9 protein-coding genes are annotated in these 13,944 nt (G+C 73.0%); 5 read left to right on the forward strand and 4 right to left on the reverse strand.

Annotated elements, in window-relative coordinates; translation table 11 throughout:
- Nucleotides 1-38 precede the first annotated feature (38 nt).
- The 3 genes from G6O68_RS00815 to G6O68_RS00825 are packed head-to-tail and all read left to right on the forward strand — an operon-like array spanning nt 39 to nt 4,572.
- The gene (locus tag G6O68_RS00815) at nt 39-3,002 is read left to right on the forward strand and encodes a PVC-type heme-binding CxxCH protein (protein WP_165243804.1); all 2,964 of its coding nucleotides are present in this window, start codon (nt 39-41) and stop codon (nt 3,000-3,002) included.
- A 17-nt stretch (nt 3,003-3,019) separates the two neighbouring features.
- Complete coding sequence (locus G6O68_RS00820; protein ID WP_165243806.1) at nt 3,020-3,802, forward strand: amidohydrolase family protein; 783 nt, start codon at nt 3,020-3,022, stop codon at nt 3,800-3,802.
- Nucleotides 3,799-4,572: an amidohydrolase family protein gene (locus G6O68_RS00825; RefSeq protein ID WP_165243808.1), complete on the forward strand. Its 774-nt coding sequence runs from the start codon at nt 3,799-3,801 to the stop codon at nt 4,570-4,572. Before G6O68_RS00820 ends, G6O68_RS00825 begins: the two co-directional genes overlap by 4 nt.
- 18 nt (nt 4,573-4,590) lie before the next feature.
- Here the strand turns inward: G6O68_RS00825 and G6O68_RS00830 are convergent, their stop codons facing one another.
- Genes G6O68_RS00830 through G6O68_RS00840 form a run of 3 tightly spaced genes read right to left on the reverse strand, consistent with a single transcriptional unit; the run spans nt 4,591 to nt 7,002 of the window.
- Nucleotides 4,591-5,016 (reverse strand): STAS domain-containing protein, encoded by a 426-nt coding sequence (locus tag G6O68_RS00830; protein ID WP_165243810.1) that lies wholly within the window; start codon nt 5,014-5,016, stop codon nt 4,591-4,593.
- Entirely contained in the window at nt 5,013-5,651 is a 639-nt protein-coding gene (gene pdxH, locus G6O68_RS00835) for a pyridoxamine 5'-phosphate oxidase (protein WP_165243812.1), read from the reverse strand. The genes G6O68_RS00830 and pdxH overlap by 4 nt, the downstream gene beginning before the upstream one ends.
- A gap of 7 nt (nt 5,652-5,658) precedes the next feature.
- On the reverse strand, nt 5,659-7,002 hold the full coding sequence (locus G6O68_RS00840; protein ID WP_165243814.1) for an AGE family epimerase/isomerase: 1,344 nt from the start codon (nt 7,000-7,002) through the stop codon (nt 5,659-5,661).
- Nucleotides 7,003-7,287: 285 nt separating this feature from the next.
- Here G6O68_RS00840 and G6O68_RS00845 point away from each other — a divergent pair, with 285 nt between their 5' ends.
- Nucleotides 7,288-7,896, forward strand: coding sequence for an RNA polymerase sigma factor (locus tag G6O68_RS00845; RefSeq protein WP_165243816.1), 609 nt, complete (start codon nt 7,288-7,290; stop codon nt 7,894-7,896).
- Complete coding sequence (locus G6O68_RS00850) at nt 7,893-11,816, forward strand: serine/threonine-protein kinase (protein WP_165243818.1); 3,924 nt, start codon at nt 7,893-7,895, stop codon at nt 11,814-11,816. Before G6O68_RS00845 ends, G6O68_RS00850 begins: the two co-directional genes overlap by 4 nt.
- Before the next feature lie 60 nt (nt 11,817-11,876).
- Here G6O68_RS00850 and G6O68_RS00855 read toward each other — a convergent pair whose 3' ends face one another.
- Nucleotides 11,877-13,808: an LEPR-XLL domain-containing protein gene (locus G6O68_RS00855; RefSeq protein ID WP_261345581.1), complete on the reverse strand. Its 1,932-nt coding sequence runs from the start codon at nt 13,806-13,808 to the stop codon at nt 11,877-11,879.
- Nucleotides 13,809-13,944: the final 136 nt, after the last annotated feature.

Genomic DNA, 13,944 nt, shown 5'->3' on the forward strand with positions numbered 1-13,944 from the left:
AGTCCCACCCTCGACGCCGCGTCCATGCCGGGTGACTCATGAATCGACGCCTCCGGGCGGGGCTCGCCCTGCTAGCCTTCGGCCTCGCCGGGGCCGACGAGCCGCTGCCTCGCTTCGCGCCGCTGGATCCGGCCGAGGCCTCGAAGTCGTTCCGCGTCCAGGGGGGATTCCGGCTCGACCTCCTGGCCGCCGAGCCCCTGGTCATGGACCCCGTGGCGGCGTCCTACGACGAGGACGGTCGGCTCTACGTCGTCGAGATGACCGACTACCCCCACGTCGACGCCGATAAGGATCGGCCGTTCGCCGACAACCAGGACCCGCCGGTCGGCCGCGTCCGGATCCTGGTCGACGACGACGGCGACGGCGTCTTCGACCGGGCCGAGATCTTCGCCGACAAGCTGTCGTGGCCGACCGGCGTCGCCGTCTGGAAGGGGGGCGTCTTCGTCGCCGCGACGCCGGACGTCTGGTATCTGAAGGACCACGACGGCGACCTCAGGGCCGACGAGCGCCGCCAGGTCCTGACCGGCTTCCGCAAGTACAACGTCCAGGCGGTGATGAACAACCTCCAGTGGGGCCTGGACCACAAGGTCTACGGCGCCGGCTCCAGCAACGGCGGCAAGATCCGCGCGGCCGACGCTCCGGAAGGGACTGGGGTCGACGTCGCCCGCCGCGACTTCCGGTTCGACCCCGAGAACGCGGGAGTCGAGGTCCTCTCGGGCGGCGCGCGGTTCGGGAACACCTTCGACGATTCGGGGAACCGCTTCCTCTGCGATATCCGCAACCCGGCCGAGCACGTCGTCCTCCCGGCGCGCTACCTGGCCCGCAACCTGTTCCTCCCCACGCCCCGCGTCCTGAACGACGCGGCCGAGGCCGGCGACGCCGTGCCGATGTTCCGCATCAGCCCCCCCGAGCCCTGGCGCGAACTCCGGGCGAGGCGCTGGACGGAGGTCGGCAAGGCGATGCCCCGCAGCGAGCTGGTGGCCGGCGGCAGCCTGACGTCGTCGAGCGGCCTGACGGTCTACCGCGGCGACGCCTACCCCGAGGCCTACCGGGGCCAGCTCTTCCTGGGCGAGGTCGCGAACAACCTGATCCACCGCATGGCCGTCGAGCCCGACGGCGTCACCTTCCGCGCCCGCCGAGCCGACGACAAGGTCGAGTTCGCCGCCTCGACCGACACCTGGTTCCGCCCGGTCAACTTCGTGAACGCCCCCGACGGGACCCTGCACGTCCTGGACATGTACCGCGAGACGATCGAACACCCCTGGTCGATCCCCGAGGACATCCTCAAGCGGCTCGACCTCCGCAGCGGCGAAGACCGGGGCCGGATCTACCGCCTGTCCCCGCCCAACTTCGCGCGCAGGCCGACCCCGAAGCTGAGGGCCGCCGGCACGGCCGAACTGGTGAGCCTGCTGGAGCACCCCAACGGCTGGCACCGCGAAACCGCCCATCGGCTGATCTTCGAGCGTCAGGACGCCGCCGCCGTCCCGCTCTTGAAGGCCCTGCTCCGCGATTCGACGCGGGCCGAGGGTCGGCTCCACGCCCTGTACTCGCTGGCGGGGCTGGACGCGCTGGGCGACGACGACTTGAAGGCGGCCCTGGGTGACGCCTCGCCGCACGTCCGGGAGCATGCCGTGCTGCTGGCCGAGCCTCGGCTCGGCGACGCGTCGGAGCTTCGCACGGCGGTCCTGGCCCTGGCCGACGACTCGGCCCCCAGGGTCCGCTTCCAGGTCGCGTTCACGCTGGGCGAGATCGCCGGCGAGGGGGTCGCCCCGGCCCTGGCGAAGATCGCGCGGCGGGACGCGGCCGATCCCTGGATCCGGACGGCAGTCCTCAGCTCGGCGACGGTCGATCCGGCCGGCCTGTTCGAGCGGCTGCGGGACGATGCCGAGTTCGCCGCCGGGCCAGGCGCCCCCATCCTGCGGTCGCTCGCCCTGGTCGTCGGCGCCCGGGGGCGGGCCGACGAGATCGGCCGGGTCCTCGCCTCGCTGGCCCTAGGCGCGCGAGACGACGGGGCGGTGGAGGTTGCGCTCGGGCTGGGGGACGGGCTGTCGCGGAATCGTCGTCGGCTCTCGGCGCTGGCGGATCTGGCCCCTCCCTCAGCGGCCTGGCTGGACGCGCTCTTCGCCGACGCCGCGACGATCGCCTCCGACGGAGCCGAGCCCCCCGCCCGGCGAGCCCGGGCCGCCGCGATCCTCGGCCAGTCGGATTACGATCGGGCCGCAGCGGTCCTCACCCCGCTGATCGGGCCGAGCGAGCCCCCCGCGTTGCAATCGGCGGCGGTGAAGGCCCTCGCCGGGTTCGACCGGCCGGAGGTGGCTGCGACTCTGCTCGGGCCGTGGAAGGGCTACACGCCGGGGCTGCGGGCGGAGGTCGTCGCTTTGCTCCTGGGCCGTCGGACCTGGCTCGGCCCGCTGCTCGACGCCGTGCAGGCGGGGACGGTCGCGCCGGGGCAGATCCCGCCGACCCGCCGGACCTTGCTCCTGAAGGACGCCGACCCCGCCGTCCGCGCCCGCGCCGAGGCCCTGTTCGCGGCCGAGTCCATCGGCCCTCGCGCCGAGGCGGTCGCGAAGTTCCTCCCGGCCCTGGCGAAGCCCGGCGACCCCGATCGGGGCCGGGCCGTCTTCGACCGCGAATGCCTCTCCTGCCACAAGGTCGGCGAGCGCGGCCACGCGGTCGGCCCCAACCTCGCCGGGGTCCGCCGGCGCACGGCCGAGGAGATCCTGAGGAGCATCCTCGACCCGAATCGCGAGGTCTCGCCCGAGTTCCTCGAATACACCGTGGCCCTCGACGACGGCCGGGTCGCCTCCGGGCTCGTCGCCGCCGAGACCCCCGCGAGCGTCACGCTGCGGGGCCGCGAGGGGCTGGAGCAGACCCTCCTGCGCCGCAACGTCGCGGAGATCGCCGGCACCGGCAAGTCGCTGATGCCCGAGGGGCTGGAGACGACCGTGACGCCGACGGAGATGGCCGACTTGATCGCCTTCCTCCTGCGGATCCAGGATTGAACTCGGGGGCTCCGCGAATGATCTGGGACGTCCACACCCATCTCGCCGGCAGCGGCGAGAAGACACCCGAGGAGTCGATCGCCCGCCTGATCGTGGCCGCCGACCGGATGGGGATCGACCGCCTGGTCGTCTTCATGGGCGACCCCTGGTCCTACGACCCCTCGCCGGCCGACCTGACGCGGCAGAACGACCAGGTGCTCAAGGCGCTCGACCACTGGCATCACCGGGCCTTCGGCTTCGTCTACGTGAGCGTCAACCACGTTGAGGCCAGCCTCCGCGAGATCGACCGCTGCGTCCGCGACGGGCCGATGGTGGGCCTCAAGCTCTGGGTCGCCGGGCGATGCGACTCGCCCGAGGCCGACGCCCTCGTCCTCCACGCCCAGGGCCTCAAGGCGCTCGTGTTCCAGCACACCTGGATCAAGGCCCAGGGCAACCTGCCCGGCGAATCGACCCCGATGGATCTGGCCACGCTGGCGTCCAGGCATCCCGAGGCGTCCCTCGTCTGCGGCCACGTCGGCGGCCAGTGGGAGCTGGGCGTCCGGGCCGTCCGGTCGGCCTCGAACGTCGCGGTCGACCTCGGGGGCGTCGACGCGACGGCCGGGATCGTGGAGGCGGCCGTCCGCGAGCTGGGGGCCGAACGGGTCCTGTACGGCAGCGACGCCCCCGGCCGGAGCTTCGCCACCCAGCTCGCCAAGGTCCACGGGGCCGACATCTCGGAAGCCGACCGCCGGCTCGTCCTGGGCGAGAACCTCCGACGCCTGCTCCGGCCCATCCTCCAGGCCAAGGGGATCGAGGCATGATCGACGTCAACGTGTCGCTCTCCCGCTACCCCTTCCGCCGACTCCCGTGCGACGAGCCCGAGGCCCTCGTGGCGCGGCTTCGGGGCCTGGGCGTGACCGAGGCCTGGGCCGGCAGCTTCGACGCCCTGCTTCACCGGGACCTGGCCGCCGTGAACGCGCGGACCGCGGAGACCTGCCGCCGCCACGGCGACGGCCTGCTGCGGCCGTTCGGTGCGGTCGACCCGACCCTTCCCGACTGGCGGGAGGAGCTACGGCGGTGCCAGGAAGTCCACGCGATGCCCGGCGTCCGGCTGCATCCCGGTTACCATGGCTACGGCCTCGACGTCCCCGCCTTCGCCGAGCTGCTGGACGAGGCCGGCGGGCGGGGGCTGGTCGTCCAGATCGCGGTCCGGATGGAGGACGAGCGGACCCTGCACCCGCTCCTGAAGGCCCTGCCGAGGACCGACCCGGCCCCGCTGATCCCGCTGCTCGCCCGCCCTTCGCAGCCGAGGGTCGTCCTGCTCAACGCCCTGCGGACGGTGTCCGGCGAGCCGCTTCGGCGGCTCCTGGCGGCCGGCGAGGTCTGGGTCGACGTCGGGATGCTCGAAGGGCTGGAGGGGATCAAGCGGCTCGTCGCGCAGGTCGGCATCGACCGGCTGCTCCTGGGCTCGCACGCCCCGTTTTACGTCCCCGAGGCGGCGCACCTGCAGCTCAAGGAGTCGGCCCTGTCCGCCGCGCAGGCCGAGGCGCTCACGCGGGGGAACGCCCGGCGGATCCTGCCGGCCCCTTGAGCGGTCCGTCGCCCGCGCTCAGGGCTCGATCTCGAAGAACGAGGCGATGCGGGTGACGCGAAAGATCTCCATCAGGTCGGCGTCCATGTGACGGAGGGTCAGCCGCCCCTGCGCGGCCAGGACGCGTTTGCGGAGCGCGAGCAGGCGACCCAGGGCCTCGCTGGCGATGTAGTGGACGTCCCGCAGGTCCAGGACCAGGCGTTCGCCCGGGCGAAGCTCGACGGCCTGGAGGAACTGATCGAGCGGGTGGGCCTGGATCAGGTCCCCCCGGGGGCGAACCACGGGGTCGCCGTCGTCGTCCCAGGCGAACCAGACGCCCCGTCCGCATCGGCCGCAGGGAGCGTCGGGGACGTCGATCGGGAGGGGTTCGCCGCAGGCCGGGCAGCGCGGGCCCGTGACGTTCGTGGTCAAGGCCGTGGCCTCTCGGGGGGCTTCGCGGTTCATGGGGAGAGCCGCTCGATCGTCCAGGCGGCGGCGTCGCTCAGGCGATAGCGGAGCCGGTCGTGCAGCCGACTGGGTCGCCCCTGCCAGAACTCCAGGGCGTCCGGGAGGACGCGGAAGCCCCCCCAGTAGTCGGGGCGGGGTACGGCGCCGTCGGCGTGCTTCGCCTCGTACTCGCGGAAGAGCGATTCCAGGTGCTCGCGACCGGGGATCACCCGGCTCTGCTTCGAGACCCAGGCCCCCAGCCGCGAGCCGACGGGACGGCTGTGAAAGTACTCCTCGGACTCCTCGGTCGAGACCCGTTCGACCGCGCCCTCGACCGCGACCTGACGCTCCAGCTCTTTCCAGAAGAAGAGCATCGTCGCGCGGGGGTTGGCGGCCAGCTCGCGCCCCTTGCGGCTCTCGTAGTTGGTGAAGAAGGTGAGGCCCCGCGCGTCGCAGCCCTTCAGCAGGACGATCCGCGCCGAAGGGCGGCCGTCGGGCGTGGCGGTGGCGAGGGTCGCGGCGTTGGGCTCGACGACGCCGGAGGCCAGCGCCTCGGCGAACCAGCGCTCGAACTGCCGGAGCGGGTCGGGGTCCAGGTCCTGCTCGTCCAGGCGATGCCGGGCATACTCTTGACGGAGTTCGGACAGGCTCATCGGTCGTTCACTTTCCGGGGGTTTCCGGGGCTTCCCAAAGCCGCGCGACGTTCATCAGCGCCCGCGACGTGTGGTAGTCGGCCTTCCAGGGGCTGGCCTTCGCGCCGTCGCCGCGGCGACGGCCGTCGCGCTCGGCCTCGGCGTACCAGCCGCCGAACTCGGGGTCGATGAGGCTCCGCTCAATGAACCCCCACTGCGCGGCGAGGGCGCCGGTGTAGCGATCGGTCTGGCGGCCGAACTTGCGGTCGAGCATCGCCAGGGCGTTCAGCCCCTCGGCCTGGGTCCACCAGACCTTGGTGCGGTCGTACGCGGCGGCGGCGAAAGCGTCTCCCTTGTCGTAGAAGCCGCCGAACTCCTCGTCCCAGCCCCAGTCCAGGGCGTGGTCCACGAGGCCCCGCGCGACCTTCCACGTCGCCTCGTCGTCGGGCATGTGGGGCGCCTCGGCGGCCTCGACCAGCAGGTAGGCCGTCTCGACGTCGTGGCCGAACGAGTCGTGCGCGGGCACCGCCCGCCAGTCGCGGGTGAGGTAAACGTTGAGGGCCCCGGGCTCGACGGCGATCTTGTCGCGGACGATGTGGAACGCCTCGCGAAGGCGCTCGCGGACGATCGGCCGGTCGTCCACCTTCGCCAGCTCGGCCAGGGCCTCCAGCAGGTGGATGTGGGAGTTCATCGTCTTGTAGCCGTAGTAGACCCCCAGTCGGTCCTGGCGCTTCGCGACGGGGGCGGCCGGGTCGTAGCCGGTGATCGCCGTGCCATCACGTCGGACGGCCTCGAACCAGCCGCCGTGCTGGGGGTCGTGGGCGTGGGCTTCGAGCCAGTCGAAGGCGTCTCGGGCGACTTTCAGGGCCAGCTCGTCGCCCCCCACAGCCCGCACCTTGGCGGCGGCGTAGACGACGAACGCGGTCCCGTAGACGTGCTTCTCGTCCCCCAGCGCGGGGTCGAGGCGGCCGTCGGCGTCGAGCATCCAGTGGAAGCCCCCCTGCTCCACGTCGCGCATCACGCCGTCCAGGAACGCCAGGCCGTGGCGGGCGTAGCCCAGATACTCGTCGCGTCGCGAGGGGTCGAACTCGGCGAAGGCGGCGGCCGTCCAGGTCATGCGGGCCTGGTAGACGAGGAACTTCGACCGATCCGGCCGGACGGTCCAGTCTCGGTCGATCTCCTGGTGGAATCCGCCGACCTCGCGGTCGACGGCCGCCGGATGCCAGCGGGCCATCTCGGCGGCCAGGATCCCCCGGAGTTTCGCGGCGGTCGGGGGCGAGGGGGCCGGACCGTCGGCCCCGGCGAAGATCGGCAACAGCGCGGCGGCGACGGCGAAGATCGCCAGGTTCCGCGTCCTCGATTCGGCTTGCATCGGCGGCTCGATCCCCCCGGGCCGGCGGCGGCGGGCGGGAAATCGTCCGTCGCGACGGCTCACGAATTCGGATTATCGCCATAAGGGGAGGTCGAGGGCAACGGGCGAGGCGGTTTCGCCCCGCGCCGTCCCCCCCGGCGGACGCGGGGGACGGCTTGTCAACGGCGAGGGCCGGAGGTTAGCCTGGGGCGACCGATCAGCGCCCTGGGCCGGGGCGAGCCGGTGCTTGGGATCCAGGACGGGACGCCGGGACTGATCGCCCGGCCGGGCCGAGGAGGCGAATCCATGTCGGTCGGCGACCCTTCGGTGCGGGAAGACAGCCAGTTGGCCGACTTCCTGAGGCGGATCCAGCAGGGGGACGAGGGGGCCGCCCGCGAGCTCCTGCAGAGGTTCGAGCCCGAGGTCCGGCTGGTGGTGCGGCGTCAGCTCCCCCGGCTGCTGCGCTCGCGGTTCGACTCCCTGGACTTCCTGCAGAGCGTCTGGGGGAGCTTCTTCCGGCGGATGCGCGACGCGCCGACGGATTTCGAGGATTCGCGGCATCTTGTCGCCTTCCTGGCTCGGGCTGCGAAGAACAAGGTGATCGACGAGTATCGCCGCGCCGCCAGCCTGAAGAACGACATGCACCGGGAGGAGCCCCTCTGGGGCGACGGCCGCCGCCCCAGGGAGGTCGCCGACCCGATCGACTCGCCGAGCGAGGTGGCGCAGGCGCACGAGGTCTTCGATCGCCTGCACGCACTCCTGCCCGAGGAGCGGCGGACGATCCTCGAGCTCAAGGCGCAGGGCCTTTCGAGCAGGGACATCGGCGACCGCCTGGGCGTCAGCGAGAGGACCGTGCAGCGGGTGCTCGAGGAGCTGAGGCGGCGCATGGAGTCGGAGTGGGAGCCGGCCGGATGAGCGTAGGCGCCTGGGGCCGGACGTGGGAGGACGCCTCGACGCCCTCCGCGGCCCGCCTCACGAGACGATACGAGCGCGCCTGGCGCGACGCCGAGGCGTCGGGCTCGCGGCCCGACCCCCGGCTCTTCCTCGCCGGCTGGTCGGAGCCCGGCGGCTTCCCCGGGGCCCGGCTCGCCCTGCTCCGCACCGACATGTCGCTCCGCTGGGAGTCCGGCCAGCGGCCCTCGGCCGACTGGTACGCCGACCACTTCCCCGAGCTGGGCGAGGACACGATCGTCGCCCTCATCTACGAGGAGTTCTGCCTCCGCGAGGAGGCCGGCGAGGCCCCCGACGCCGACGCCTTCCTCGGCCGCTACCCCGCCTACGCCGAGCCCCTGCGGCGGGTGCTGGACATCCACAAGCTCGTGGGGACGGCCTCCACGTCGGCCTTCCAGGGCGAATCGACCTCGCTGGAGGCCGAGGACGACGACGCCCCCCGGCCCCGGTTCCCCGAGGCGGGCGACGCCATCGCCGGGTTCCAGCTCGTGGAGGAGCTGGGGCGGGGCTCGTTCGCGCGCGTCTTCCTCGCCCGCGAGACCCAGCTCGCCGACCGGCTGGTGGCGCTCAAGCTCAGCCTCCGGGGCTCGCGCGAGCCCCAGACACTGGCGCGGCTCCAGCACACCCACATCGTCCCGGTCCACTCCCACCGGGTCGACTCCGCGACCGGGCTCCACCTGCTCTGCATGCCTTATTTCGGCCGGGTCACGCTGGCGCGGGTGCTCTCCGAGGTGGAGCGGGCGGGGGGCGGGGAGCCCCCCGCCGGCGCGGCCCTGGTCGAGGCGCTCGACCGCCTGGAGCCCGCCGACGGCGCCCCCTCCGGGCCGTCGACGGGGCGACAGTCGCTGGCCGCGCGGTCCTTCGCCCGGGCGGTGGCCTGGTGGGGCGCCCGGCTCGCCGAGGCGCTCGGCCACGCGCACGACCGGGGCGTCCTGCACCGCGACGTCAAGCCGTCCAACGTCCTGATCGCGGCCGACGGCACCCCCATGCTCCTGGACTTCAACCTGGCCCACGAGGCGATCCCGTCCGACGAGCCGGGCCGGCCGACCGCGAGCCTGGGCGGCACCGTCGACTACATGGCGCCCGAGCACCTGGAAGGCCTGGCCGAGGCCCGCGGCGACGCCATTGACGCCCGCTCCGACGTCTTCTCGATGGGCGTGATGCTCTACGAGGCCGTGTTCGGCGAGAAGCCGTTCGCCCCCCCGCGCAAGTCCGGCTCGGTCGTCGAGGCCCTGCTGCTCGCGGCCGACGAACGCCGCGAGCCCCGCGGCCTCTTCCCCGCCGGCTCGTCCGTCCCCGCCCCCCTCCGGGCCGTCCTGCGGCGCTGCCTGGCCCCCGCCCCGGCCGACCGCTACCAGTCGGCGGAAGAGCTGGCGATCGATCTCCAGGCCGTCGCCGACGACCTCCCCCTGGCCTACGCGCGCGAGCCCGTCTGGAGCCGCGCGGCCCGCCGGCTCCGCCGCAATCGCATCCGGTTCGTCACCGCGGCCCTCGTGCTGCTCTCGTGCGCGGCGGCCGGGGCGGCGGCGATCAACCTGAGCATCGAGCGGACCGACCGCTTCGCCCAGGCCGGGCTCCGGCTCAAGCGCGGCGACGACCTGCTGGAGCGTCGCGAGTACGACAAGGCGGCCCTCCAGTTCGAAGCCGCGCTGCAGTTCGCCGGCGGGCCCGACCAGGGCTTCGTCGGCCGGGTCTTCGACTGGCGGAACGCGCGCGACCTGGCCGAACGGATGCGGATCCGGCTCGCCGAGCCCGACGCCTACAGCGATCTCGAACGTCTCGAAGAGCTGGCCAAGGAGAAGAAGAAGCTCGCCGACCGGTCGGCCTCCCGCCGCCGCGACGCCGAGGCCGTCCACGAGGCCTCGGAATCGCTGCGGATGCGGTTCGTCGGCATCGGCGGGGACCGGGCCGGCGCGGCCGAGGAACTCCAACGCCTGCTCAAGCCGTTCTTCGTCCTGGGCCAGAAGGACTGGACCACGCTGCGGCACAACCTGAACATGCTCGACGCCGACGAGATGGCACGCCTCGAATCCGAGGTGAACGAGCTGCTCTTCCTCTGGATGGTCGGCGTCGAGTCGGCGCTCCCGGCGGTCGGCTCGCCGGTCGGGCCGGACGGCGGCAAGGCCGCCGCGGCGGCCGTCGAGGTCTGCGACAAGGCGCTCCGGTTCGTCGCACCCGCGGGCCCGTGGCTCGAGCTTCGGGACCGCTTCCAGGCCCGGCTCGAAGGACCATGCCGGCCTCCGTCGGCCATCGCCGAGCCCCGCGTCGGCGATGAGAAGTCGGCGCTCGCCTGTTTCCAGTGGGGGATCCTCAACTCCAGCCGCCGCGACCCCGACCGCGCCATTGAATGGCTCCAGCGCGCCGTGCGGATCGACTGGTCGAACTACTGGTATCAGTTCTATCTCGGCTACCTGGAAGACGAGGGGGGCTGGGAGGACGACGCCCTCGACTCGTACAGCGTGGCCGCGGCCGTGAAGCCCGATTCCCCCTGGGTCCTCTTCAGCCGGGCGCGGCTCTATCGCAAGAAGGGCCGGTGGAACTGGGCCGTCGAGGACCTGGAGCGGTCCCTGGCCCTGATGGGGGACCGGCCGGAATCGCTCAAGGTCCGCCTGGAGCTGGGCTACATCCACCAGGCCCTCGGCGACTTCGCCGGGGCCCGCGCCCAGTACCTCGAGGTCGTGCGGGCCGACCCGACGGACGACCTGGGCCGGGCGGCGCGGCTGAACCTCGCCAACCTCGACGCCGAGTCGGGCTCGGTCGAGCAGGCGCAGGCGGGCTACGGCGAGGTGCTGTCGATCGACCCGGAAGACTCGGTGGCGCGGCTCAGCCGGGCGCTGCTGGACCTCCGCGAAGGGCGGCCGGGCGCGGCCGCCTCGGCGCTCGACCAGTTGATCCCGAGCGAGCGTCGCGGCCCGGCGCGGAGCGACCTGCTGGCGACCCGCGCGGTCGTCCGCATGATGCTCGAACGCGACGACGAGGCCCTGGCCGACGCCCGCGAGGCCCTCCGGCTCGACCCCACGCCCTCCCGCGTCCGGCTCGTCGATCGCGCGCTGCTGGCCGCCGGCCGCTACGAGGACCTCCAGCTCGACCGGCCCGAGGAACTGGCCCGCTTCCCCCTCGGGGGCGCGTCGCTCCGGTCGGACCTGCTGACGGCCGAGACGCGCATCGCCGAGGCGGCGAAGGGGAGGCCGGAGTCGGCCTATCGCTCCCAGACCACCCGCGCCGTCATCCTTTCGGCCCTGGGCCGTCATGGCGAGGCGCTGCGCGCGGCCGAGGGGGCGCTCGTGGCATCGAACCGGAATTCGGCCGACGCCCACCTGATCGCGGCTCGGGTCGCACGCCGCGCCGGGGACCGCGCCCGGGCGCTGGCGGAGGTCGACGAGGGCCTGGGGCTTGCGCCCGACGACGCCGGCCTGCTGGAGCTTCTCGGCACGCTTCGGGTCGAGGGGGGGGACGCCGCGGCCGGGCTCCAGGACCTGGAGCTGGCGATCGCCCGCGCCGGCGGGACCTTCGCCCGCGCCCGCAGGGCCGAGGCGCTTCGCGTCCTCGGCCGGGTCGACGAGGCCGCCCGGGAATGGACCTCGGTCCTGCGCCGCGACCCCGAGTCTTCCGCCGCGTATCTCGGCCGGGCGCGTTGCTACCTCGCCCTGCCCGACCCCTGGATCGAGTCCGCCCTGGTCGACCTGGAGCAGGCCGCCTCGTGGGCGCGCGACGACACGGAGACGGAGCTCGGCGTCTTGATCGCCTACGCCCGCTGCCTGCGGGACCGGCCCGACCGGTTCCCGCGCTGGCTCACCCTGGCGAGACGATCGGCGTGGAGCCTGCGCGGCCGCCCCCTGCCCTGGCTCGACGAGCTCCTCGAATCCTGGACCTGGCCCCTCTGAGCCGGGTCGAGTCGCGTCGAGTCGACCGGTTCGTCGTCGCCGCCGGCCGAGTCCCGTAAGTCAGCGGGCGGGCTTGCGACGGCGGGCGTGGCGGGACTTGCGGACGAGCTTCTTGCGGGCGAAGGCGACGAGGTCGGGATAGAGCGGGCCGGTCGCCAGGCCGAGGCCGATGAGGAACCCGACGGCCCGCGTGGCCAGGCCCGCGCGGGCGATTTCGGCCCTTCGCGGGTCGGGCTCCAGCTCGGAGTCCGCCTCCAGGGCGTCGACGATGAGTTCGTCCATCTCGGCCTGCCGCTGGAGGTTCTCGGCGAGGGCCTCGGCCTCATTGCGGGCGTCGTTGCGGCCCAAGCCGCCGACCAGGATGGGGACGCCCCCCGCGCCGCGGAGGCTGGCGAGCGCGTCGTCCCCGCCCCGCTCTCGGTCGGCGACGGCGTCGGCCCTGTCGGCCGCCGCGCGTCGGGCGCGGGAGGAGGCGAAGCCGAGATACAGGCCCAGGTCGTGATCGCCCAGCACGTCCGCCGCGTCGGGGCCGGAACGACCGCCGCGCGCCGTGGATGGGGTGGGGTCGTCGGTCTCGGTCGCCAGGGCCGGCCCGAGTGCCGCGGCGGTGCGCGAAACCAGGGGACCGAGGAAGACCGAGGGGGCCTCCTCCTCGTCGGCTATCTCCACCTCGTCCGGCCCCGTCGCCGCCTCGGCCGATCGGTCCGCGTCGGCGACCAGGCCGCCGGACGTCGCCCCGCCGCCGTCCTCAGAGGTCGAGGCCCCGCCCGCGGCCGACGGGGTCGTGACCCCTTCGTGCGTCGCGGTCGGGAGATAGATGACGTAGGAGGTCCCCGCGCCGATCGTGCCGACCGACGCGAAGGTCCGGCCCCCCTCGTCCTTGGGGCTGGGGCTGGCGTCGCTCCGCTGGACGTTGAACTCGAACGGGCCCGGGCTCCAGGATGCGGGGGGGGCCTCGTCGCTCCCCCCGGGCGCGGCGGGATCGCCCCCGCCGTCGATCGGTGGGAAGCCGTCGGTCTGGATCACGCGGACCAACAGTTCGCCCCCCCGAGGGGCTCCATGGATCGTCACGAGCAGGCTCTGCCCCGTCTCGTCCGTCACGGAGGCGACGCCGGCGATGGCGGCCAGGACCTTGCCGTTGGGGCCCATGAGGTAGATCTGATCGACCTTGAAGGTCGGGGGCCTGGGCCCTCCGTAGGCCTCGTCTCGACCTTCGGCTCTCACCGCCAGCTTGATCAGATTCGTCACCGGCCCGACGGGGATTCGAAACGAGGTCGAGTACTCGCCGGCCGCGAGCGTGCTGTTGACGGTGTAGTCGGTGGTCCAGGGGACCCTGGGGGTGACGGCCATCTCCTCGGGCGTCGGAGGGCCGTACTGGATCTCGGCCGGGGGGTCGAAAGGCCATTCCGCGGGAGGACCTTGCAATTCCTCCGCCCGGCCGCCCTCCGCGCCGGTGAGGAAGGCTTGGTCGAAGGGCGGACCCTGGATCGAGGACCACGTGTTGCCCGCCGCATCTTCCAGGAACAGCTCAGACTGCTGCTTTCGGGCGGCGGCGAGCTGGTTGAGCAGGATCGGCGGGGGCGGGGGCGCCGGTGGAAAAACGGCCGCGATGGACTCGGCCGGCGGGAAATCCGGCGCGTTGGATCCCGGGGCCGGCGGATAATTAGCCGCCTCCTCCTCGCCGCGACCTCCATCGGCCTGACTCGCGACCTGAAAGGGACCGAACCCCGCCGATCCAACCGGGGACGATGGGAACCATGGCAGGTACTGGACGAAGCCCGCGCCGGCCGGAGGCGACGCAGGCCAGGCGAGGCTCGTCGGGCCCCAGGCCGTCGATCCGACGTCCGCGCTCAGGAGCATCCTGGGCTCCAGAGTCTCCAGATTGCCGAGACTAGGTGGGCGACGAAGGACGGTGGGCGTGCAACGATGGCGCGATCGGCGTCCTAGCCGGCCTATTTGGTGCCATGGTCCATGCACGGTTGTCGCCACCATCGGTCTCCATCGGCATGCTTCCGTCACAATGTTGGACCGGAAACGGATTCTATAGTTTGCTTCCTGCTTGTCGAGCGAAGTTGCGAGGTTTGTTCGGAAACGTCATCCACCCGCTCGCGCCTCGGCGAGACTCTTC

Origin of the sequence: Paludisphaera soli, assembly GCF_011064595.1 — a bacterium.
Taxonomy (GTDB): Bacteria; Planctomycetota; Planctomycetia; order Isosphaerales; family Isosphaeraceae; genus Paludisphaera; species Paludisphaera soli.